Raw genomic sequence first — 21641 nt, 5'->3', positions numbered from 1 at the left:
CACGCTAGCTAGAAGGTCAGGCCCCGGGCCACCAGGTCGGCCAGCGCGCACACGAAGAGGGCAATGCCGATGAAGCCGTTGACCGTGAAGAAGGCCCGGTTCAGCCGGGACAGGTCGTGCGGCTTCACGATGGTGTGCTCGTAGCAGAAGGCGACGGCGACGATCGCGAGGCCGGACCAGAACAGCGCCCCCGCGTCCGTGGCGAGGGCGTACCAGACCAGCAGGGCCGTGGTCACGACGTGCGCGCCGCGGGCCCCCCACAGGGCGGCCGGGACGCCGAAGCGGGCCGGGACGGACTTGACGCCCTCGGCGCGGTCCGCGGCCACGTCCTGGGAGCCGAAGATCAGGTCGAAGCCGCCGATCCACACGCCCACCGCGAGGCCCAGGATCACCGCGTCCCACGACCACTCACCGGTGACGGCCAGCCAGGCGCCGACCGGGCCTATCGCCTGGGCCAGGCCCAGGATGGCGTGCGGGAAGTTCGTGAAGCGCTTGCCGTACGGGTAGACCACCATCGGGATCACCGCGACGGGCGCCAGCGCCAGGCACAGCGGGTTCAGCAGCGCCGCCGAGCCGAGGAAGACGGCGACGGCGATCGCGGCCCCGGTCCAGGCCGAGCGGACGGACACCGCGCCGGTGACCAGCTCGCGGCCTGCCGTGCGCGGGTTACGGGAGTCGATCTCGCGGTCGATGATCCGGTTGGCGGCCATCGCGAAGGTGCGCAGCCCCACCATGCAGACGGTGACCAGCAGCAGCTTCACCCAGTGCACGTTCCGGTCGAGCTGGAACATGGCGGTGAGCGCGGCGATGTAGGCGAAGGGCAGCGCGAAGACCGAGTGCTCGATCATCACGAGCCGCAGGAAGGCCTTGACCTTGCCGGTGGCCTGCGGCGCGGGGCCGGAGCCGGGTCCCAGGACGTCGTCGGCGGTGGTCATGCGAGGCTCCCGCGGAACGCTTCGAGGCCGGCCAGCAGCTCCGCCGCCGGGAGCGCGCCGAGCTCCAGGGTCTGCGCCGCGGCGCCCTCCTCCGGCGGGGTGACGTGGGCGGTGATCACCCAGGCCCCGCCGGACGGGCGGCCGTCGAGGCGCAGGAAGTTCCCGGCGTCGACGGTGAACGGCTCACCGGCCGCCAGGGCGTGCTGGAGCCGCTCGGCGAAGTCGTCCGCCTCGACGTCCCGCGCGCCGGGCAGTTCGAAGCCGCCGCCCTCCTCGTCCCCGGCGAAGTCCCCGTCGTACATGACGGCCCAGGTGTCTCCGGCGCCCGCGAACTCCTCCGGGCTCACGCCCGCCTCCTGTGCGGCGATGACCACACCGGGCTGCGTCGGGTCGATCTCGGGCCGGGCGAGGGCCACGTAAGCCGCCTCGGTGCCCAGGAAGAGCTCCGGGCCGTCCACTGCGATCGGGCTCACAGTCCGTACTCCTTCCAGCGCCGGTCCACGAGGGCGGCGGTCGCGGGGTCGGACTCCACCATGTCGGGCCAGCCGCCGTCGCGGGTGTAGCCCTCCTCGGGGAGCTTCTTCGTCGCGTCGATGCCCGCCTTGCCGCCCCAGAACTGCTGGTACGAGGCGTGGTCCAGGTGGTCGACCGGGCCCTCCACCACCGTCAGGTCGCGGGAGTAGTCCGTGTTGCCCAGCGCCCGCCAGGAGACCTCGTGCAGGTCGTGCACGTCGCAGTCGGCGTCGACCACGATGATCAGCTTGGTCAGCGACATCATGTGCGCGCCCCAGATGGCGTGCATGACCTTCTGCGCGTGCTTCGGGTACTTCTTGTCGATCGAGACGATCGCGCAGTTGTGGAAGCCGCCCGACTCCGGCAGGTGGTAGTCCACGATGTCCGGCACGATGATCTTCAGCAGCGGCAGGAAGAAACGCTCCGTCGCGCGGCCCAGCGGGCCGTCCTCCGTCGGCGGCCGGCCGACGACGATCGACTGGAGCAGCGGACGCTTGCGCATCGTCACGCAGTCGATCTTCAGTGCGGGGAACGGTTCCTGCGGGGTGTAGAAGCCGGTGTGGTCGCCGAAGGGGCCCTCGGGGAGCATCTCCCCCGGCTCCAGCCAGCCCTCGATGACGACCTCGGCGTTGGCCGGGACCTGGAGCGGGACCGTCTTGCAGTCGACCATCTCGATCCGCTTGCCCGCGACGAACCCGGCGAAGAGGTACTCGTCGATGTCGCCGGGCAGCGGCGCGGTGGACGCGTACGTCACGGCGGGCGGGCAGCCGAAGGCGATGGCGACCGGCAGCCGCTCGCCGCGCTTGGCGGCGACCGCGTAGTGGTTGCGGCTGTCCTTGTGGATCTGCCAGTGCATGCCGATGGTGCGCTTGTCGTGGCGCTGGAGGCGGTAGAGGCCGAGGTTGCGCACGCCCGTCTCGGGGTGCTTGGTGTGGGTCAGGCCCAGGTTGAAGAAGGAGCCGCCGTCCTTGGGCCAGGTGAAGAGGGCCGGGAGCTGGTCGAGGTCCACGTCGTCGCCGGTGAGGACGACCTCCTGGACGGGCGCGGAGTCGCCCTTCACCTTCTTCGGCGGCACGTGGACCATGGAGCCGAGCTTGCCGAAGGCCTCACGGACGCCGATGAAGCCCTGGGGCAGTTCGGGCTTGAGCAGGCCGCCGATCTTCTCGCTGATCTCGCCGTAGGACTTCAGGCCGAGGGCCTTCAGCAGGCGGCGGTCGGTGCCGAAGACGTTCATGGCCAGCGGCATCGCCGACCCCTTGACGTTCTCGAAGAGGAGCGCCGGGCCCCCCGCCTTGTTCACTCTGTCGACGATCTCCCCGATTTCCAGATACGGGTCGACTTCGGCCTTGATGCGCTTGAGGTCGCCCTCCCGCTCCAGAGCCCGGAGCAGCGAGCGGAGATCGTCGTAAGCCATGGGGCCCAGTATCCGCCACCAACTACGCTGGGAGTGTCACCGGGGCCCTGTGCGGCCCCGCCGCCACTGCCCGGGAGTCGGTCCCACACCGTGCTGCGCTATCTGCCGTTCCTGCTGATCATCGCGCTGACCATCTACGCCTTCATCGACTGCCTGAACACGCCGGAGGAGGAGGTCAAGCACCTCCCGAAGGTGATCTGGGTGATCATCATCCTGCTCTTCTCGATCGTCGGCCCGGTGGTCTGGCTGTTCGCGGGCAAGCAGCGGTCCGCCGTGGGGGGCGCTCGCCCGGCGAAGACCCGGTGGGTGGCGCCGGACGACAATCCGGAGTTCCTGCGGTCGCTGCGCCAGGAGCGGGCCGACGACGAGGACACGGGCAAGGACACGGACACGGACAAGGGCAAGAAGGACGGCGAGCAGCCGTAGGCCGGGATGCCCCGGGTGTCATTCGGCCCAGGGCAGGACGCGGGTGCCCTCGGCGCCCTGGACGGAGACGACCCCGTCGCAGCGCATGACCACGTACGCCTCGCAGCGCTCGGGGGCGTGGACGCGGCGCGGCACGTCGGCCGGCAGGACCAGGGTCTGGCCGGCGCGGACCGTCTCGGTGCGGCCGTCGCAGGTGATCTCCAGCGCGCCGGCGGTGAGCATCCACACCTGCTCGCGGCTGACCGCGTGCTCGGGGCCCGTGTTTCCGGCGGGCATGTCGACGTGCCAGGTGCTGAGCTCGGCGCTGCCCCGGCTGGGGGCGGCGAGGCCGGTCATGGTGGCGTTCGGGGTGACGGTGACGTGCTCGGGGGCCGTGGTGATCACGTGCAAGGCGGATCCTCGTCTCTCGGTCGAGTGGTCGCGCGGTCGACGGGTCGACGGGTCGACGGGTCGCGCGACGAGTAGGTCAAGCTGCTTTACTCGCACTGAGTAAAGCAGCTTGACTCGACCGTGTCACCATATTTGCGTGACGAGACAAGACACCGACGGCCCCGAGCTCGCCTTCCTGCTCGGCCTGGGCTTCCAGCTGCTGCTGGGCGAGTTCACCCGGCGGCTCGCCGAGGCCGGGTACGGCGACCTGCGGCCCGTGCACGGCATGGCCTTCCAGGCCCTCAAGGGCGCCGGCGCGACCGGTACCGAGCTGGCCGAACGGCTCGGGGTGACCAAACAGGCCGCCGGACAGATCGTCGACGACCTGGAGAAGCGCGGCTACGTCCGCCGCGAGCCGCACCCCGAGGGCGGCCGCCGCAAGCTGGTCGTCCTCACCCCGGCGGCCACCGCGCACCTCGCCGTCGCGGGCCGGATCCTGCACGAGCTGGAGGCCGAGCTCGGCGGCGCCGTCGACCTCGGCGCACTGCGCGGGGAGCTCGGGCGGCTCGTCGGCGCGCTCCACGGGGAAGAGGGCCTGCCGCCGCTGCGGCCCGTGTGGTGAGGGCGGCCGCGCGCGGGCGTCAGGCCGGGGAGAGGGAGGCGTAGGCCTCGCGCAGTTCGGCCCAGCGGGTGTCGGTCCACGCGGACCAGTTCGCCGGACGTCCGGCCAGCGCCGCTTCCAGCAGTTCGAAGTGCTCGTGCCAGCCCGCGAGGCAGTCCAGGCGGTCGTCCTGCGAGCCGCCCCGCTCGTTGACGAACCGGAGCACCGTCGAGTCGGTGCCCACCGCCTCCAGGTGGAAGCGCAGCCGCCCGTGCTCGGTGAGCGTGTACTCCGCGACCCGCTCCACGTCCCAGGCGGTGACCCGGCCGGTCGCCACCGTCCCGGTGTTCAGCCAGCGCAGCGTGACCGCCCCGCCGAGCCGGCGCTCCAGTACGTCCGCCGCCGCCAGCCAGCCGAGCAGCCCCTCCGCCGTGGTCAGGGCGGGCCAGAGCGTCTCGTACGAGTAGGGCAGGTGCAGCTCGAAGCGGAGCAGCCAGCGGTCCTCGCCGCGGCGCTCGCTGGTGGCATGGCTCACGAGAGACATGCCACCAGGGTCCCACTCCGGGCGGTCAGACGCCCGCGTAGGAGTGCTTGCCGCTGAGCAGGATGTTGACGCCGTAGTAGTTCCAGATCCAGCAGGCGAAGGCGAAGAGTGCCAGGTAGGCGGCCTTGCGGCCCTTCCACCCGGCGGTGGCGCGGGCGTGCAGGTAGCAGGCGTACGCCACCCAGGTCACGAAGGACCAGACTTCCTTGGGGTCCCAGCCCCAGTAGCGGCCCCAGGCGTCGCCCGCCCAGATCGCGCCCGCGATGATCGTGAAGGTCCACAGCGGGAAGACGGCCGCGTTGATGCGGTACGAGAACTTGTCGAGCGAGGCCGCGGAGGGCAGCCGCTCCATCACCGAGGAGCGGAACCTGCCGGGCTTGCGGCCGGCCTCCAGGTGACCCTCGTAGGAGTCGCGGAAGAGGTAGAGGACCGCTCCGGCCGCTCCGATGTAGAAGACGGCGCCGCAGAAGATCGCGGTGGAGACGTGGATCCACAGCCAGTACGAGTGCAGGGCCGGGACGAGCTGGTCGCTGTCGGTGTAGAGCCAGGTCACGGCGATGCCGAGGTCCAGCAGGACGGTGGTGACCAGGAGCAGGCCCAGCCAGCGCACGTTCTTCTTCAGGGCCAGCAGGACCAGGTACGCGCCGACGGCCACCGTGGAGAAGGTGATCGAGAACTCGTACATGTTGCCCCAGGGGGCCCGCTCCACCGACATCGCGCGGGAGACGACGCCGGCCGCCTCGATGAGGAAGGCGAGCGCGGTCAGCGAGATCGCGATCCGCCCGTACAGGTCGCCCTGCACGGTGCCGCCGGAGGCGCCGGGGCCGTCCGGGACGTCGCGGGTGCCGGCGGCGGAGCGGGTGGTGACCTTGGGCCGGTCGAGGACGGCGGTGGCGCCGTTCTTGCCCTTGACCCGCACGGCGGGGCCGCTCCGGGCGTCCTGGACGCCGTCGGCGCCGCGGGCGCCGGTCAGCGCGGCGGCCGTACGGGCCACCTTGCTGCGGCTGCCGAAGGTCCACTCGGCGATGTGCGCGAAGAAGGCGAGCGTGTAGACCGCCATCGACGAATAGATCAGGTAGTTGCTGATCTCAGCCAGACTCTCGTTGGCTGCGGCTGCGAGCGGCGTCATCCGCGCTCTCCTTCAGGGGTTTCTTCCACAGGTGGTTCGGCTGGTTCGGCAGGCTCGGCAGGTGCGGCAGGTGCGGCCGGTGCGCTCGGAGCCTGCTCGTGCAGTGCGGCGGCGAGGTCGGAGAGCTCCTGCGGGAGCCTGGCGGACTCGCTGCGGCCGAGGCCCGCCATCTCGACGACGGTCACCCCGTCCCGGCCGCGCACCGCGCGGACCCAGATCCGGCGGCGCTGGATGAACAGCGATCCGGCCAGGCCCCCGATGGCGGCGATCGCGCCCGCCAGAGCGAGCCCGCTGCCGGGCTGGTGGGTGACCGAGAAGGTGGCCCACCGCTCGACGCCCTCGAACTTCACGGTGCCCGCGCCGTCCGGCAGGGTCATCGTGTCGCCCGGCTTCAGCTTCTGCTTGAACAGCTCGCCCGTCTCGTCCTTGAAGGACTGCATCTTGGACGTGTCGAGCTGGTACACGTTCTGCGGCAGGCCCGAGTCCACGCCGAGGCTGCCGTGCCAGGCGTTGAGCATGAGCCGCGGCTGGATCAGCGCCGGGAACTGCGAGAACATCGTTTGCTGGCCATCGCCGGCGAAGGTCGGCACGAAGACGGCGTTGAAGCCGAGCTGCTCCTTCTTGCCGTCCTTGTCCTTGTAGCCGTCGGTGACCTTGACGGCTCCGGTCGAGGTGAGGTTGGAGTCCTGCGGAAGCATCGGCACGGAGTTCTTGAAGATCACCTTGCCGGTGGGGTCGGTGACCGAGAGGACCGGCGCGTAGCCGTGGCCCAGCAGATAGACCTTGGACCCGTCGACGACCAGGGGCTTGTTGACCTGGATCTCACGCTTCTGCGGCGTGCCGTCGGCGCCCTTGGTGTAGGTGACGTACGCCTTGAAGTCGCGCGGCGTGCCCTTCTGCGGGCCGGTCATCTCGTACGTCGCGTCGAACTGGTCCAGGGTGAAGCTGAACGGCGGCAGGTCGTCCGGGTCGAAGAGGGCGCCGGACTTGAAGTCGTCGTACTGCGTGAGGGTGTTGGAGAAGCCGCTGCCGCGCAGGACCAGCTTGCCGCCCTCGGACTTGAAGTACTGGCCCCAGGCGAAGGCCACCAGCATCACGATCAGCGCGACGTGGAAGATCAGGTTCCCTGCCTCGCGGAGGTAGCCCTTCTCGGCGGCGACGTGGTCCGTGCCGCTCTCGGTCCGGAAGCGGTTCGCGCCGAGCAGCGCCTTCGCGTACGAGAGGACCTCGTCAGGGGTCTTGTCCGTGCGCCAGGTGGTGTGGGCGGGAAGCCGGTCCAGCCGCTTGGGGGCGCCCGGCGGGCGGCCGCGGAGCTGGCCGACGAACTGCCAGGAGCGCGGCAGGATGCAGCCGATCAGCGAGATGAACAGCAGCAGGTAGATCGCGGAGAACCACACCGAGCTGTAGACGTCGAAGAGCTGGAGCTTCTCGGCGAGGGTCACCCAGGAGGGGTTGTCCCTCTTCCAGAGGGCGACCTTCGTCGCGTCGACGGAGGTCTGCGGGATGAGGGAGCCGGGGATGGCGCCCAGGGACAGCAGGAAGAGCAGGATCAGCGCCACCCGCATGGAGGTGAGCTGCCGCCAGAACCAGCGGATCCAGCCGATCACGCCGATGCCGACGGGAGCGCTGTCCTCGACGGGGGCGGTGGAGAGCTGGGCCCCGGCCGCGGCCTCGGTCAGGTCCGCCGCCGCCGAGGGTGCGGCGGCGGGCGCCGGCTCGGGCTGGGTGCCGGTGCCGGGCGCCGGCTCGGGCGACGCCTCGGTGGGTGCCTTGTCAGTCGTACTCATGTCCGTGTCAGTCCTCAGATCCCCACCGTGAAGCCTTGGGTCCAGCTCTGCATGTCGCTGACGATGCTGTCCCACAAACCTGTGACGAGCAGCAGACCGGTGAGGACCAGCATGCCGCCACCGATGCGCATCACCCACGCATAGTGCTTCTTCACCCAGCCGAATGCCCCGAGTGCCTTGCGGAAGGCGATCGCGGCGAGGATGAAGGGCAGGCCGAGGCCGAGGCAGTAGGCGACGGTCAGCAGCGCCCCCCGGCCCGCGCTCGCCTGGTCGATGGAGAGGGTGTTGACGGCGGCGAGGGTCGGGCCCATGCAGGGGGTCCAGCCGACGCCGAACAGGACGCCGAGCAGCGGCGCGCCGAGGAGCCCCGCCGTCGGCTTCTTGTGGAAGCGGAACTCCCGCATCGTCAGCCCCGGGATCAGCCCCATGAAGAAGAGGCCGAGGACGATCACCAGGGCGCCGAGGACCCGGGAGATGATCGCCTTGTTGTCCTGGAGGCTCGCGCCGAAGTACCCGAAGAGGGCGCCGGTGGAGACGAAGACGGCGGTGAAGCCCGCGATGAACAGGCTCGCGCCGGCCAGCATCCGCCCGCGCCGGGCCTCGGCGAGGTCGGCGCCGCTGACGCCGGTCACGTAGGAGAGGTAACCGGGAACGAGCGGAAGCACACAGGGCGAGAAGAAGGAGACCAGCCCGGCGAGGACCGAGATGGGCAGGGCGAGCAGCAGGGCGCCGTTGAGGACCGTGGTGTTCACGCCGGCCGGCTCACTTCTCCGCGAGGATCGGGTCGATCATGGAGCGCAGGGTCGTCTCGTCGATCGCGACCAGCGCGCGGGCGGCGATCCTGCCCTCCTTGTCGAGGACGATCGTGGAGGGAATGGCCTGCGGGTTGAGCGTGCCCTTGGGGAAGCGGAGCATCAGCTTGCCGTCGGGGTCGTAGAAGCTCGGGTAGGTGATCCCGAAGTCCGCCTCGAAGGCGGCCGCGTTCTGCTTGCTGTTGTCGCGGGTGTTGATGCCGACGAAGGCCACGTCCCCGGCGCCGTCGCCGAGGTCCTTGGCGACCTTAGCGAAGTACGGGGCCTCCTGGCGGCACGGCGGGCACCAGGAGCCCCACACGTTGAGGACGACGACCTTGCCCTTGAGGGCGGTGGTGTCGAGGGTCTTGCCGTCGACGGTCTCGCCGTCGAGCTTGGGGGCCTCGGCGCGCTCGCCCTGGGCGACGCGGGAGATGCCGGTCGTGCCCGTGACGTAGTTGCCGCCGGCGCTGCCGTTGGCCTTGCCGCCCCCGTCCTCGCACGCCACCAGGGTCAGGGCGCTCGCAAGGGTCACCGCGGTCATCATGAGGGCGCGGCCGCCGGTCGAGCGGCGGCTACTTCTACGGACACGGGCGCGGCTAAGGCTCATGTGAAAAGTTTCGCATGAGCAATTCGCGGATCTACCGCGCCCCCCGCGCGGCTGCCCGCGTCCTGGTCGAACGGCAGGTCAGAGCGGGGTCGTGTACGCGCTCCAGCCCCCGGCCGGCGACTGGCCCGGGCCCAGCGAGCGGAGCTTGGCGAGCACCCGGGGGTCCTGGACGTCCAGCCAGTCGGCGAACTGGCGAAAGGAAACGAGCCGTACGTCCCTTTTGTCCGCCATGCCCTTGAGTGCCTCCTCCACGGCGTCCATGTAGATGCCGCCGTTCCACTCCTCGAAGTGGTTGCCGATGAAGAGCGGCGCGCGGTTGGTCTCGTACGCCCGCCTGAACCCGCCGAGATAGGTGGCCGTGGCCTGGGCGCGCCAGTTCGGGTAGTGGGCGGGCACCCCTTTTGTGGTGTTCTTGGATTGATTGGCCAAGATGTTGTAATCCATGCTCAGCACCTCGAAGGAGTGCCCGGGGAAGGGCAGGGACTGCAGCGGCAGGTCCCAGAGGCCCTCCTTCTTCACCGGCCAGACCTGGAGCCCGCCGGGCGAGCTGGAGTCGTAGCGCCAGCCCAGCTCGCGGGCGGTCGCGAGCAGGCTGTCCCGGCCGAGCAGGCAGGGGGTGCGGGCGCCCGTCAGTTCCCTGCGGTAGTCGAAGGGGAGGGCTTCGACGTCGGTGAAGCCGGTGTGGGTGCGCCAGTTGGTGACGAACGACACGGCCTGGTCGATCTCGCTGCGCCAGTCCTGCGGGGTCCACCTGCCCACGGAGCCGGAGCCCGCGCAGAAGTGGCCGTTGAAGTGCGTGCCTATCTCGTGCCCGTCGAGCCAGGCCTCGCGGACGTACTTCAGGGTGGAACGGATGTTCTCGTCCTTGAGGTACCCGATGTCCGAGGCCCCGACGGGGTTGTTCGGCGGCTGGTAGAGGCTGCGCTTCGACTCGGGCAGGAGGTAGATGCCCGAGAGGAAGAAGGTCATGGCCGCGCCGTGGTCCTTGGCGAGCTTGAGGAAGCGCGGGAAGAGACCGTTGCCGATCTCCCCCGCGCCGTCCCAGCTGAAGACGACGAACTGCGGCGGGGTCTCGCCCGGCTGGAGGGGCACGGGCTCGGCCGGCTGGTTCGGCTGCGGGCCGGTGTCGGCGGTGGAGCCGTCGCCGAGGGGCCTGGCGACCGGCTTCCCGCCCGGCTTGGGGTTCTTCACGGCGCCGGGAGCGCCGGGACCGGACGCACCCGGTGAGCCGCAGCCCGCGATTCCCACCGCGGCGGCGGCCCCGAGCCCGAGCCCCAGCACGCCCCTGCGGCTGATCCCGCCGATCCGGCCGCTGAGCTGACCGGTCTGACCGGTCTGACCGGTCTGACCGGTCTGACTGAAGTCGCGCATCTCACCGTCCCGTCGCCACTGGCCCAGCTCATGCCATCGCCCATATAAACGGACAATTGGTCGGAACTTGCGGCACTGGAACGGTGATTCCCGGCGCGACTTGTATTTATTTAGGTAAAGCTGTAACGGTTCGTAACAGTGCGTTGATCAGACTCCGCCGTCAACGGCCCGTCAGGCGCCGAACGCCTTCGACGCACCCTTGACCGGCTTCGCCCCGGCCAGCAGGTGCGCCGGCACCAGGTCCCGGGCCGGCTCGCTGTAGCCCACCGACACCAGCTTGTCGCCCTGGAAGGTGAAGGACGTCAGCGAGGCGAGCGTGCACTGGCGGCGGCGGGGGTCGTGCCACAGCCGGCGCTTCTCCGCGAAGCTGCGCACGATCCAGATCGGCAGCTGGTGGCTGACCGCCACCGCCTCCCGGCCGCGTGCCGCGTCGCGCGCCGCCTCCAGCGCGCTCATCATCCGGACCACCTGCTCCACGTACGGCTCGCCCCAGGACGGCTTGAACGGGTTCGTCAGGTGCTTCCAGTTGGCCGGCTTGCGCAGCGCGCCGTCACCGACGCCGAAGGTCTTGCCCTCGAAGACGTTCTCCGCCTCCAGCAGCCGCGCGTCCGTCGCCAGGTCCAGGCCGTGCACCTTCGCGATCGGCTCCGCCGTCTCCTGCGCCCGCTCCAGCGGGGAGGACACCACGTAGGCGATGTCCCGGCCCTTGAGGTGCTCGGCGACCCGGTCCGCCATCCGGCGGCCCAGCTCGGACAGGTGGTAGCCCTCGCGGCGCCCGTACAGGACCCCGTCCGGGTTGTGCACCTCACCGTGGCGCACCAGGTGCACGACGGTCAGTTCGGGGGTGGCATCGTTGCTCATGCGGTGGCCTCCGCGGCGGCTCGGGCGGCGGCCGGCAGTGCCGCCGCGATGCGCTCGATCGCCTTCTCGTCGTGGGCGGTGGACACGAACCAGGACTCGAAGGCGGACGGCGGCAGGTAGACGCCCTGCGCCAGCATCGAGTGGAAGAAGCCGTTGAAGCGGAAGCCTTCCTGCTTCTTGGCGTCGTCGTAGTTCCTGACCTCATCCTCCGTGAAGAAGACGGAGAACATGTTGGAAGCGGTCTGGAGCCGGTGCGCCACGCCCTCCTTGGTCAGCGCCTCGGTGACCAGCCCCTGGATCTGCAGCGACACCGCGTCGACCGTCTCGTACGCCGCTTCGTCCAGCAGGCGCAGCTGCGCGAGACCGGCGGCGGTGGCGATCGGGTTACCGGAGAGCGTTCCGGCCTGGTAGACGGGACCGGCGGGGGCCAGGTGGCTCATCACGTCCGCCCGGCCGCCGAAGGCCGCGGCCGGGAAGCCGCCGCCCATGACCTTGCCGAAGGTCATCAGGTCGGGCTTGACCCCGTCGACGCCGTACCAGCCGGCGCGGGAGGTACGGAAGCCGGTCATCACCTCGTCGGAGATGTACAGGGCGCCGTTCTGACGGCAGATTTCAGCCAGCCCCTGGTTGAAGCCCTCGGCCGGGGTCACCACGCCCATGTTGCCGGGCGCCGCCTCGGTGATCACACAGGCGATCTCGCCGGGGTGCGCGGCGAAGGCCGCCCGTACCGCCTCGATGTCGTTGTAGGGGAGCACGATCGTGTCGCCGGCCTGCGCACCCGTCACACCGGGGGTGTCCGGCAGCGCGAAGGTCGCGAGCCCCGAACCGGCGGCGGCCAGCAGCGCGTCCACGTGGCCGTGGTAGCAGCCGGCGAACTTCACGATCTTGGCGCGGCCGGTGAAGCCGCGCGCCAGGCGGATCGCCGACATGGTGGCCTCGGTCCCGGAGGAGACGAGCCGCACCTGCTCGACGGGCTCGATGCGCGCCACGATCTCCTCGGCGAGCGCCACCTCGCCCTCGCCGGGCGTGCCGAAGGAGGTGCCGCGGGCGACGGCCGCCTGGACGGCCGCGATCACCTCGGGGTGGGAGTGGCCGAGGATCATCGGCCCCCACGAACACACGAGGTCGACGTATTCGCGACCGTCGGCGTCGGTGAGGTACGGACCGGTCCCGGACACCATGAACCGGGGCGTACCGCCCACGGCGCGGAAGGCGCGCACGGGAGAGTTCACGCCGCCGGGGGTCACGAGGGAGGCGCGCTCGAAGAGCGTCTGCGAAACTGGGGCTTCATACGGGTACGGGTAGCTCACACCAGCCATGGTCTCAGAGGCCGCGACAGACTTGCGGGCGGGCGTTTCACCGCGTCGCCGCGGGGGAGGTCACTGCCATGATGATCAGGCTGCGTGGCGGGGGTCACGGGGCCGGGGCGAGTAAGACCAGTCGGGTGGAGATATGCAACGCGGTGGTGGACCGGGCGAGGGTACGGATGGCCTCGATCCGCAGCGCGCCCGCGAATCCCGCGAGGCCCGCCGCCGGGGCAGGCACCGCCGCCGTTCCACCGAGGCGGCCGACGCCGTACCCGCGCCCACGACACCGGCGGACGACCTCCCCAGGGGCCGCGGCATGGGAGTGACGTACAAGTACTTCGGCGCCCCGGACGGCGCCACGGCGGCCCGGGTCCCGGTCACGATGCGCCCGGAGGAGCTCGGCGGCGACGAGCTCGGCATGGGCGGCCTCTTCACCAAGATCAAGCCGGAGACGATGGCCGCGATGGTCCTCACCGGCATCGAGGGCATACCCCTCCACGAAGTGCCCCCGCTGGAACTGGTCGTCCTCCACCCCGACTACGCCGTGGTCAAGCTCCCGATGACGGTGGTCGACCCGCTGCGCGGCGTCGGCGAGGAATCGGTGGGCGCGGCGGCCTTCATCTGGTCCACGGTCCCGGACCGCGGCGGCCCGCGCGACGCCTTCAACGTCTACCAGTTGCTCCACGAGTGGCAGGACTTCTCCCACCGCCTACACGAGGCGGGCCACCAGCCGTACTGCCTGGTCTGGCCCTGACCTGGCCTTTCGTCACTCACGGGCGGCTCTTTGCGGGGGCTGCCCGCCTAGCTCGGGAGTCGCCCGTCAGGCGGCCAGCGCACATTGAGGGCACACGGCTGAGGAATGTCCCCTCTCCGAGCACGGCCGCCTGCAGTGCGGGGCCTTACGGCTCGCACCGGACGCCACCTCGTCCGCCCGGCGGCCGCCTGGTCCGAAACCACCACCGCCTCGCCCAGTGGGCCAGCGGATCCCACCCTCCGCCCCTTCTCGTGCGAGGCGGCGGCTGCACCGCCCTGGTGCACTCACTCCAGGCCGGTGGCTTCGAGGTGGGTGAGGAAGGCGGCGATGAGCCGGGGCCGCGTCACTTCGGGGACGGAGGCGTCCGGCAGATCTTCCTCCAGCCCCCACCCGGTGTTAAACGTCATCGCCACCCCCTCCGGGACGACGTGCTCCCGGAGCCAGCCGACGAAGTTCGCCGCCGCTTGGGCGGTGGCGTCGAGGATCGAGATGCCTTCCGGCTGCACGCGTGCGTACCCTTCGAGCTCTTCGCCTTCGAGGGTGATGCCGTACTGCATGGCCGAGCCGTGGATCTGCCCGCCTTCCTGGATTCGGATGAACTCGTCCGGATCGCGCTCCAGGAGCCTGGCCTTCAGGCTGTCGTAGGTCAGCCCCCAGGTCTGCCCCTCTATGGGGGTGAAGACGTACATGGTGCGCAGTTCGGCGAGCTGGGACGCGTCCACGGGTGTACTCCTTGGCGGTGCAGGGTGGGTCAGGGAACGTAGCGGGCATAGCCCTTGACGCCATATGCCGCCATCATCACGCGCCAGTAGGCGACGGAGTCGGGATTGTTGGTGACCGTCTCCACACCCCGCATCTCAGTGTTGCGGGGGTCGTTCAGTGCGGCGGCGTACTTCTGCAGCTCGTTCCGGTCGGGGTCGAAGAGGAACTCCTTCTTTCCCGTCTGGTGGTTCGCACGGAGCTCTTCGAGCGACCGGTAGCACTTCTTGCCGGGATTGTTCACGTACTTGGCCTCGACGGCCATGCCGTCGCTGTCGCGGAAGCCGTCCACCATCAGCGTCGTGCCCTTGCCCGTGCCGGGGGCGATGGGGACTTCGTACTCGGGATAGCCGGCAACGCGCAGTTGATAGGCGACCTCGGCGGGCCTGCCGCCTGAGACGTCGCCCGCACGCAGCGAGTTCAGCCAGGTCTGGAAGTTCTGCTGCTGCGGTGCCGTGAGGGGAGGGAATCGCGGGCTGGGCGGCGTCGGTGGCGCTATCGGCTGGACCCGTGGCCCGTTCGCGGGGCGGTACGCAACCGGGACCAGCAGGGGTACACGGGTGAAGGGCGCCAGGAAGGGTGGCAGCGACGGCAGGAAGCCGCCTCCGTCGGGCTGCGGCATGGGAACGCGGGCCTGGGAGCTGTCCATGGCGGGCGGGATCTTGCCCAGGCTCGCTATGCGCATGTCGCCCGAGACCAGCTCGTGCAGCCCGCCGTCGTGACCGTCGCCGCCGAAGCGGGCTCGGTCCCAGGGCAGCAAGGTGTCGCCTGTGATGGGGCTCGACTCTTCGGGGGCCTCGCTGGGGCGGGCGCGCGTCGCATAGCGTGAGCCGGATGGAGACATCTGTGCGGCTGGAGCCGTGGGGGGCCGGGGACTTCTGGCTCCTGGAGCGCAAGAACGAGCCCGTGATGACCGAGCACCTGGGCGGCCCCGAGTCCGAGGAGAGGCTGGCCGACCGGCAGTGCCGGTACGAGGCCATGAGCGTGCGGGAGCCCGCCGCCGGGCGGATGTTCCGGGTGGTGCTGGAACCCTCCGGGGAGAGCGTCGGCACCGTCGGCTTCTGGGAGCGGGAGTGGCAGGACGAGCCGGTCTACGAAGCGGGCTGGGGCATCCTGCCCGAATTCCAGGGGCGGGGCCTGGCGGTGGCCGCGCTGACAGAGCTCCTCACGTACGTGCGCACCCACGGCACCCGCGCCACCGTCCACGCCTTCCCGGGCACGGCCCACGCGGCCTCCAACGGCGTCTGCCGCCGGGCAGGATTCGAATGCCTCGGCGAGGTCGACTTCGAATACCCACCCGGCGTCCCCCACCCGAGCTACGACTGGCGCTACGAGCTCCACCCTTCCAGCCCCGCCGGCGCTTGAGGCGCGGGGGCCCGGGGGCAGCGCCCCCACCTCCAGCCCCGCCGCACCCTCCAGCCCCGCCGCACCCTCCAGCCCCGCCGCACCCTCCAGCCCCGCCGCACCCTCCAGCCCCGCCGGCGCTTGAGGCGCGGGGGCCCGGGGGCAGCGCCCCCGCAACGGCGCCGCACCCGCACACCACACCGCCGAACCCCCGGCAGGGAACCGTCACGCCACCGTCAACACGACCCGCCCCCGCGTCCCCGGCACCGCAAGCCGGTCATGCGCCTTGGCGGCGTCCGCCAGCGGAAACGTATCCGCGACCCGGAGCGTGAGCTCACCCGCGTCGACCAGCGACACCAGCCGCGCCAGCAACGCCCCGTCCGGCGCGACCTCCTGCTCCAAGACGCGGATCCCGCGCTCCGCCGCCGGGGCGTGGTTCGGGATCAGCCCGACGTACACCCCGCCGTCGCGGACGAAGCCCAGCGCGGGCTCCCCCAGTACGGCCGCGTCCAGGACCCCGTCCACCGGCCCGGCCCCCGCCGCGCCCCGCGGGACGAAGGCGGCCGCGCCCAGCGAGCGTACGAAGTCCTCGTCCGCCGCACCCGCCAGGGCCGTCACCACCAGACCGGCCCGCGCCGCGAGCTGGACCGCGAGGCCGCCGACCACGCCCGCGGCGCCGGTGACCAGGACCGAGGAGCCGGGCGCGAGCCCCAGCTGCTCCACGGCGCGGGCGGCGGTGAGCCCGCTCAGCGGGAGGGCCGCCGCGCTCACCTCGTCCACCGTGGAGGGCGCGGCGGCGATGGCGGTGGCGTCGAGGACCACGTACTGCGCGTGCGTACCGGCCGGCTTCACCGCCCCGTAGTGCAGCCCGACGACCTGCTGCCCGACCGCCCAGCCGGCCACCTCCGCGCCGACCGCGTCGATCTCTCCGGCCACGTCCCAGCCGAGGCCGATCCGCTGGCCGGCGCCGCCGAAGACGCCCGCGCGGACCGCTCCGTCCACCGGGTTGACCCCGGCGGCCCGGACCCGGACGCGGACCTGGCCCGCCGCCGGCCGGGGCACCGGGACCCGGGCCAGTTCGACCCGCTCCGGTCCACCGAACTCCGTCACCACTGCCGCCAGCATCGTCTGCTCGCTCATGTCGCCTTCTCCTACTGCCAGTTGCCGTTGTCGCGTTTCCGCGTTCCCGATGGCACTAACGTAAAGAGAGGTACTATCTTTTCGTAAGTACGCACTCGGAAGTGCGTACCCGACCCGGAGGTAGGCGCCATGGCCACCAGCACCGCCGCAGCCCGCCGCGAGGACGCCCGCGCCGCCTACGACGCCTTCCTCAAGGAGTGCCCCACCAGCCAGCTCCTGGCCCGCATCAGCGACAAGTGGGTCGGCCTCATCGTCAGCGCCCTCGGCCAGGCCGAGGACCGCACCATGCGCTACAGCGACCTCGGCCGACGGATCCCCGGCGTCAGCCAGAAGATGCTCACCCAGACCCTGCGCGCACTCGAACGCGACGGCCTGGTCACCCGCACCGTCACCCCCACCGTCCCCGTCCGCGTCGACTACCGGCTCACGGACCTCGGCAGCAGCCTCGGCTGCCTCCTGTCCTCCGTGAAGCTCTGGGCCGAGAACCACTTCGACGAGGTCAGCGCCCACCGCCAGAGCTACGACGAGACCGCCGCGACCTCGTGAGCGCGACCTCTTAAACCCGGCGCGGCCACCAGCCCGGCAATGGCATGCTGACAGGGTGAACGGACCCGGCATTCAGCTCACCCTCGCCCCCGAACTGCGCCTCTTCGCCCCGCCCAGCCGGCGCGCCGAGCGCGTACCGACCGCGACCGACGGCGCCTCCAGCCTCGGCCACGTCGTCGAGTCCGTCGGCGTCCCGCTCACCGAAGTCGGCCGCCTCCTCGTCGACGGCCACGAGGTACCCGTCTCGTACGTGCCCCAAGAAGGCCAGAACGTCGAGGTGTTCGGGGTCGACCGCCCCCAACGCGTCACCGGCGCGCCGCTCCGCTTCCTGCTCGACGTCCACCTCGGCACCCTCGCCCGCCGCCTGCGCCTGCTCGGCGTCGACGCCGCCTACGAGAACGAGGACATCGGCGACCCCGCCCTCGCCACCCGCTCCGCCACCGAGCGGCGCGTCCTGCTCTCGCGCGACCGTGGCCTGCTGCGCCGCCGCGAGCTCTTCGCCGGCGCGTACGTCTACAGCGACAATCCCGACGAGCAACTGCGCGACGTCCTCAGCCGGTTCGCGCCGGCCCTCGCGCCGTGGACCCGCTGCACCGCGTGCAACGGGCCGCTCCACGAAGCCGACAAGGACAGCGTCGGCGACCGCCTGGAACACGGCACGCACCGCTCCTACGACGTCTTCGCCCAGTGCGCCGCGTGCCAGCGCGTCTACTGGCGCGGCGCCCACCACGCCCGCCTGGAGCGGATCGTGGACGAGGCGGTCATGGAGTTCGGCACCACCTGAGCCTCAGAAGGCGTAGGCGTCCCCCGTGTCCAACGCCAGCACCACGTGCTCGTTGTTGGCGTGGTTGCGGTCCGTCGCCCCGCCGTTCCACCACGTGTCGACGCGCACCACCACCTCCGACGGCCCTTCGCGCAGCTCCAGCACCATCCCGATGTGCCGGCCCCGCCCGTGCAGCGGCAGCGGGCCCGTCTCGCAGACCACCTCGCGCAGACCGGCCCGCGCGCAGCCCTCCGCCAGCTGCTGGTGGTCCCCGAGCTCGGCCGACAGCCGCACCCGCACCGTCGCGTTCGGCAGCGCGGCCGGCCCGTCGTTCTCCGGCACCATCCAGATCCGCAGCTGCGACCCGGTCAGGGCCACCCGGCCGTGATAGGCCACATCGGCCTCCGGCCCGGCCGACTCCCACCCCGGTCCCGGCGCCGACTCCCACCCCGGTCCCCGCGCCGGCTCCCACCCCGGATCCGACGCCGACCCCCACGCGGGCGTACCCGCGCCGAGCGCCAGCACTCCCGCCACCACCACACCACGCACGGCACCACGGCGCACCGACACCACCTCCTCGCGCGAACCCTAGCCACCACCACCCCCGACCGGTCGGACCATCACACGAACGAGGGCGCGCCCACCCCCGTCCGCCGCGCCGTCCGTACGTACCTTTGAGCCATGCTGATCGCCCGCTCCGCCGCCCTGTTCACCCTCGCCGCCCTCCTGGAGATCGGCGGCGCCTGGCTGGTCTGGCAGGGCGTCCGCGAGCACAAGGGCTGGGCCTGGATCGGCGGCGGAGTCATCGCACTCGGCCTCTACGGCTTCGTCGCCACCCTCCAGCCCCAAGGCGACTTCGCCCGGGTCCTCGCCGCCTACGGCGGGGTCTTCGTCGCCGGATCCCTCGCCTGGGGCGCCGTCGCCGACGGCTACCGCCCCGACCGCTGGGACATCGCCGGCGCCCTCGTCTGCCTCGCCGGAATGGCCGTGATCATGTACGCCCCGCGCGGCCGCTGAGCCCCGCCTATGCTGGCGGGGAATCGCCCGTACGAACGACCCGCGCACGACCGAGGAGCCCCGCACATGAGCACGGCCACCAAGACCGCCGTCGTCACCGGAGCGAGCAGCGGCATCGGCGCCGCCACCGCCCGACAGCTCGCCGCGGCCGGCTACCACGTCGTCCTCACCGCCCGCCGCAAGGACCGCATCGAGGCCCTCGCCGCCGACCTCACCGGCGCCGGCCACTCCGCGACCGCGCACGCCCTCGACGTCACCGACCGCGCCGCCGTCGACGCCTTCGCGTCCTCCCTCGGCCGCTGCGACGTACTGATCAACAACGCGGGCGGCGCGATCGGAGCCGAACCCGTCGCCACCGGCGACCCCGCCGACTGGCGCACGATGTACGAGGTCAACGTCATCGGCACCCTCAACGTCACCCAGGCCCTGCTCCCGGCCCTCACCGCCTCCGGCGACGGCACGGTCGTCGTCCTCTCCTCCACCGCGGGCCACTCCACGTACGAGGGCGGCGCGGGCTACGTCGCCGCCAAGAACGGCGCCCGCGTCCTCGCCGAGACCCTCCGCCTGGAGATCGTCGGCCAGCCCGTGCGCGTCATCGAGATCGCCCCGGGCATGGTCAAGACCGAGGAGTTCGCCACCACCCGCTTCCGCGGGGACACCGAGAAGGCCGAAAAGGTCTACGCGGGCGTCGCGAACCCCCTCTCCGCCGACGACGTGGCCGACACCATCACCTGGGCGGTGACCCGCCCCAGCCACGTCAACATCGACCTCCTGGTGGTCCGCCCCCGCGCCCAGGCCTCGAACACCAAGGTCCACCGCGAGCTCTAGACCAGCCCGCCTCCGCGGGCTTCATCGCCCGCCGTCCCCGCCGTCCGGGCCTGCTTGCGGTAGGCCCCCGGCGGCGATCCGAAGTGTCGTTTGAACGCCTTGGCGAAGGCGAACTCCGAGGTGTACCCCGTGCGTTGCGCGATGGTGCTCAGCGGGGCCGGCGATCGGTGCAGCAACCGCGCCGCGGTGGCCATCCGCCAGTTGGTCAGGTACGTCAACGGCGGCTCGCCGACCACCGAGGCGAAGCGGCGGGCGAACGCCGCCCGGGACAGCCCGGCGCGGGTGCCCAGCGACTCCACGGTCCAGGGATGGCCCGGATCGTCGTGGATCGCCTTCAGGGCCGGGGCGACCGCCGGGTCGCTCAGCGCGGCCGTCCACCCGTGGGTCCGATCCTTCGGCAGTTCGGCGAACCACGAGCGGAGGATGTACAGCAGCAGCAGATCGATGAGCGCCGTGACGACCGCGTCCGAGCCCGGCTGCGGCGCGTGGAACTCGGCGCACAGCTGATCGACCGCCGAGCGCAGCACCGGGTGGCGGCCCGGAACCGCGGGGAGGTGGATGACCTCCGGCAGATCGCTGAACAGCGGATGCGGGCGATCGACGTCGATGGCGTACGCGCCGCACACCAGCACCGTGTGCGCCCCCGACCCCTCCACGGTGACCTGGCCGATCGGCGAGGAACGGTCCACGCGCTCCGGCACGAAGTCCACCGGATCGCGGCCCGGCACATCGCACAGGGTGTGTCCGCTGCCGCGCTGGAGGAACACGATGTCGCCCGGGCCGAGCGCGAGCGGTGGGCCGTGCGGGGGCAGCAGGTGGCAGTGCCCTTCCACGACCACGTGGAACCCCGCTCCTGAGAGGGGCTGGAACTTCAGGGCCCACGGGGCGTGCGCGTCGGTGCGGGTCACCATCGGGCGCCCCGTCCGCAGGACTTCGAGGGTGTCGCTCAGGATGTCCACAACGCCACCCTAGCGCCATCACCGCAAGACGATGTGACAGGAAGTCGAGACCTCTAGCCATTCATCGTCTCGACGCCGAGACATACGTTCTTGCCATGGCGGCGGCCGGACCCGGCACCGCATCGACGAAGGAACGGATCCCATGTCCCTGGCCGGCAAGAAGATCGTGATCATCGGCGGAACCTCCGGCATCGGCTTCGCGGTGGCCCAGCAGGCCGTGGCGGCCGGCGCGGACGTCGTGGTCGCCTCCAGCAATCAGGACCGCGTGGACGCTGCGGCGAAGCGGCTGGGCGGGCCGGCCGAAGGCCGCCGCCTGGACGTCGCCGACGGCGACGCCATCGCCGCGTTCTTCGAACACCTCGGAGCGTTCGACCACCTCGTCTACACCGCGGGCGAATCCCTGCTGATCAAGCCGTTGACCGACACCACCCCGCAGGAGGCCAAGGCGCTCTTCGAGCGCCGGTTCTGGGGCGCGTTCCTCTCCGCCAAGCACGCCGCACCGCGCCTGCGCGACGGCGGCTCGATCACCTTCAGCTCGGGCGTCCTCTCGGTCCGCCCCCTGTCCGGAACCGCGCTCACGGCAGCCATCACCGGCGGCATCGAGGCCCTGTCCCGGGCACTCGCCGTCGAACTAGCCCCTCTGCGGGTCAACGTGATCCAGCCCGGCGTGATCCGCACCGAGCTGTGGGACGCCAGCGTCCCGGACCCGGAGGCCTTCCTCCAAGGCGCCGGGTCCGAACTGCTCACGCGGCGCGTCGGCACGGCCGAGGAAGCCGCGGCGGCCTATCTCTTCGCCCTGTCCAACGCCTACGTCACCGGCACCACACTCGCGATAGACGGCGGCGCGGCCCTGGTGTGACGGCCGCACCGACG

26 protein-coding genes are annotated in these 21641 nt (G+C 71.3%); 9 read left to right on the top strand and 17 right to left on the bottom strand.

Annotated elements, in window-relative coordinates; genetic code table 11:
• Window positions 1-8 precede the first annotated feature (8 nt).
• The 3 genes from mqnP to AC07DU_RS27350 are packed head-to-tail and all read right to left on the bottom strand — an operon-like array spanning window position 9 to window position 2862.
• A complete protein-coding gene (gene mqnP, locus AC07DU_RS27360; RefSeq protein WP_361951602.1) occupies window positions 9-935 on the bottom strand; it encodes a menaquinone biosynthesis prenyltransferase MqnP in 927 nt (308 codons plus the stop codon).
• A complete protein-coding gene (locus AC07DU_RS27355) occupies window positions 932-1408 on the bottom strand; it encodes a hypothetical protein (RefSeq protein ID WP_479114216.1) in 477 nt (158 codons plus the stop codon). The genes mqnP and AC07DU_RS27355 overlap by 4 nt, the downstream gene beginning before the upstream one ends.
• Complete coding sequence (locus tag AC07DU_RS27350; RefSeq protein WP_360901628.1) at window positions 1405-2862, bottom strand: menaquinone biosynthesis decarboxylase; 1458 nt, start codon at window positions 2860-2862, stop codon at window positions 1405-1407. The genes AC07DU_RS27355 and AC07DU_RS27350 overlap by 4 nt, the downstream gene beginning before the upstream one ends.
• Before the next feature lie 90 nt (window positions 2863-2952).
• On the opposite strand from AC07DU_RS27350, the gene AC07DU_RS27345 reads away from it, so the two are divergent.
• Window positions 2953-3288, top strand: a complete 336-nt coding sequence (locus tag AC07DU_RS27345) for a PLD nuclease N-terminal domain-containing protein (RefSeq protein WP_479114214.1) — start codon at window positions 2953-2955, stop codon at window positions 3286-3288.
• Window positions 3289-3306: 18 nt separating this feature from the next.
• Here the strand turns inward: AC07DU_RS27345 and AC07DU_RS27340 are convergent, their stop codons facing one another.
• Window positions 3307-3672 (bottom strand): cupin domain-containing protein, encoded by a 366-nt coding sequence (locus AC07DU_RS27340; RefSeq protein ID WP_479026089.1) that lies wholly within the window; start codon window positions 3670-3672, stop codon window positions 3307-3309.
• 142 nt (window positions 3673-3814) lie between these two features.
• On the opposite strand from AC07DU_RS27340, the gene AC07DU_RS27335 reads away from it, so the two are divergent.
• Entirely contained in the window at window positions 3815-4279 is a 465-nt protein-coding gene (locus AC07DU_RS27335) for a MarR family winged helix-turn-helix transcriptional regulator (RefSeq protein ID WP_453374616.1), read from the top strand.
• A gap of 19 nt (window positions 4280-4298) precedes the next feature.
• Here AC07DU_RS27335 and AC07DU_RS27330 read toward each other — a convergent pair whose 3' ends face one another.
• From AC07DU_RS27330 to hemL, 8 genes are all read right to left on the bottom strand, one after another.
• Window positions 4299-4802 carry an SRPBCC domain-containing protein gene (locus AC07DU_RS27330; protein ID WP_360901619.1) on the bottom strand — a complete coding sequence of 168 codons (504 nt, stop codon included), beginning with the start codon at window positions 4800-4802 and terminating at the stop codon, window positions 4299-4301.
• Between the two features lie 25 nt (window positions 4803-4827).
• Window positions 4828-5931, bottom strand: coding sequence for a c-type cytochrome biogenesis protein CcsB (gene ccsB, locus AC07DU_RS27325; RefSeq protein ID WP_360901616.1), 1104 nt, complete (start codon window positions 5929-5931; stop codon window positions 4828-4830).
• Complete coding sequence (gene resB, locus AC07DU_RS27320; RefSeq protein ID WP_479114211.1) at window positions 5928-7718, bottom strand: cytochrome c biogenesis protein ResB; 1791 nt, start codon at window positions 7716-7718, stop codon at window positions 5928-5930. Before resB ends, ccsB begins: the two co-directional genes overlap by 4 nt.
• Before the next feature lie 14 nt (window positions 7719-7732).
• Window positions 7733-8470 carry a cytochrome c biogenesis CcdA family protein gene (locus tag AC07DU_RS27315; protein ID WP_360901609.1) on the bottom strand — a complete coding sequence of 246 codons (738 nt, stop codon included), beginning with the start codon at window positions 8468-8470 and terminating at the stop codon, window positions 7733-7735.
• A 10-nt stretch (window positions 8471-8480) separates the two neighbouring features.
• Entirely contained in the window at window positions 8481-9119 is a 639-nt protein-coding gene (locus AC07DU_RS27310; protein WP_479114209.1) for a TlpA family protein disulfide reductase, read from the bottom strand.
• 78 nt (window positions 9120-9197) lie between these two features.
• Window positions 9198-10424: a polysaccharide deacetylase family protein gene (locus AC07DU_RS27305; RefSeq protein WP_479114281.1), complete on the bottom strand. Its 1227-nt coding sequence runs from the start codon at window positions 10422-10424 to the stop codon at window positions 9198-9200.
• Between the two features lie 237 nt (window positions 10425-10661).
• Entirely contained in the window at window positions 10662-11351 is a 690-nt protein-coding gene (locus tag AC07DU_RS27300) for a histidine phosphatase family protein (protein ID WP_360901603.1), read from the bottom strand.
• Entirely contained in the window at window positions 11348-12670 is a 1323-nt protein-coding gene (gene hemL / locus AC07DU_RS27295; RefSeq protein ID WP_479114206.1) for a glutamate-1-semialdehyde 2,1-aminomutase, read from the bottom strand. The genes AC07DU_RS27300 and hemL overlap by 4 nt, the downstream gene beginning before the upstream one ends.
• 304 nt (window positions 12671-12974) lie before the next feature.
• Between hemL and AC07DU_RS27290 the strand changes: the two genes are divergently transcribed.
• Window positions 12975-13412: a hypothetical protein gene (locus tag AC07DU_RS27290; RefSeq protein WP_360901694.1), complete on the top strand. Its 438-nt coding sequence runs from the start codon at window positions 12975-12977 to the stop codon at window positions 13410-13412.
• Window positions 13413-13696: 284 nt separating this feature from the next.
• Here the strand turns inward: AC07DU_RS27290 and AC07DU_RS27285 are convergent, their stop codons facing one another.
• A complete protein-coding gene (locus AC07DU_RS27285) occupies window positions 13697-14134 on the bottom strand; it encodes a hypothetical protein (RefSeq protein ID WP_479114204.1) in 438 nt (145 codons plus the stop codon).
• A 29-nt stretch (window positions 14135-14163) separates the two neighbouring features.
• On the bottom strand, window positions 14164-14931 hold the full coding sequence (locus AC07DU_RS27280; RefSeq protein WP_479114202.1) for a restriction endonuclease fold toxin-2 domain-containing protein: 768 nt from the start codon (window positions 14929-14931) through the stop codon (window positions 14164-14166).
• Between the two features lie 74 nt (window positions 14932-15005).
• Here AC07DU_RS27280 and AC07DU_RS27275 point away from each other — a divergent pair, with 74 nt between their 5' ends.
• Window positions 15006-15536, top strand: a complete 531-nt coding sequence (locus AC07DU_RS27275; RefSeq protein WP_479026064.1) for a GNAT family N-acetyltransferase — start codon at window positions 15006-15008, stop codon at window positions 15534-15536.
• A gap of 204 nt (window positions 15537-15740) precedes the next feature.
• Here the strand turns inward: AC07DU_RS27275 and AC07DU_RS27270 are convergent, their stop codons facing one another.
• A complete protein-coding gene (locus tag AC07DU_RS27270) occupies window positions 15741-16640 on the bottom strand; it encodes an NADP-dependent oxidoreductase (protein ID WP_360901358.1) in 900 nt (299 codons plus the stop codon).
• 144 nt (window positions 16641-16784) lie between these two features.
• Between AC07DU_RS27270 and AC07DU_RS27265 the strand changes: the two genes are divergently transcribed.
• Together AC07DU_RS27265 and AC07DU_RS27260 are read left to right on the top strand one after the other, a co-directional pair.
• The gene (locus AC07DU_RS27265) at window positions 16785-17201 is read left to right on the top strand and encodes a winged helix-turn-helix transcriptional regulator (RefSeq protein ID WP_360901241.1); all 417 of its coding nucleotides are present in this window, start codon (window positions 16785-16787) and stop codon (window positions 17199-17201) included.
• A gap of 55 nt (window positions 17202-17256) precedes the next feature.
• A complete protein-coding gene (locus AC07DU_RS27260) occupies window positions 17257-17985 on the top strand; it encodes a Mut7-C RNAse domain-containing protein (RefSeq protein WP_360901244.1) in 729 nt (242 codons plus the stop codon).
• Window positions 17986-17988: 3 nt separating this feature from the next.
• On the opposite strand, the gene AC07DU_RS27255 is transcribed toward AC07DU_RS27260, so the two are convergent.
• On the bottom strand, window positions 17989-18528 hold the full coding sequence (locus AC07DU_RS27255; protein WP_479026059.1) for a hypothetical protein: 540 nt from the start codon (window positions 18526-18528) through the stop codon (window positions 17989-17991).
• A 117-nt stretch (window positions 18529-18645) separates the two neighbouring features.
• On the opposite strand from AC07DU_RS27255, the gene AC07DU_RS27250 reads away from it, so the two are divergent.
• Entirely contained in the window at window positions 18646-18981 is a 336-nt protein-coding gene (locus tag AC07DU_RS27250) for a YnfA family protein (protein ID WP_360901250.1), read from the top strand.
• A gap of 66 nt (window positions 18982-19047) precedes the next feature.
• Window positions 19048-19809, top strand: coding sequence for an SDR family NAD(P)-dependent oxidoreductase (locus AC07DU_RS27245; RefSeq protein WP_479026056.1), 762 nt, complete (start codon window positions 19048-19050; stop codon window positions 19807-19809).
• On the opposite strand, the gene AC07DU_RS27240 is transcribed toward AC07DU_RS27245, so the two are convergent.
• Entirely contained in the window at window positions 19806-20768 is a 963-nt protein-coding gene (locus tag AC07DU_RS27240) for an AraC family transcriptional regulator (RefSeq protein ID WP_479114200.1), read from the bottom strand. The genes AC07DU_RS27245 and AC07DU_RS27240 overlap by 4 nt on opposite strands.
• A gap of 142 nt (window positions 20769-20910) precedes the next feature.
• On the opposite strand from AC07DU_RS27240, the gene AC07DU_RS27235 reads away from it, so the two are divergent.
• Window positions 20911-21627 (top strand): SDR family oxidoreductase, encoded by a 717-nt coding sequence (locus AC07DU_RS27235; protein WP_479114198.1) that lies wholly within the window; start codon window positions 20911-20913, stop codon window positions 21625-21627.
• The last annotated feature ends 14 nt before the right edge of the window (window positions 21628-21641 follow it).

It is taken from the genome of Streptomyces sp. NPDC045695, assembly GCF_056432025.1.
This window is presented reverse-complemented; position numbering and strand designations above follow the sequence as displayed.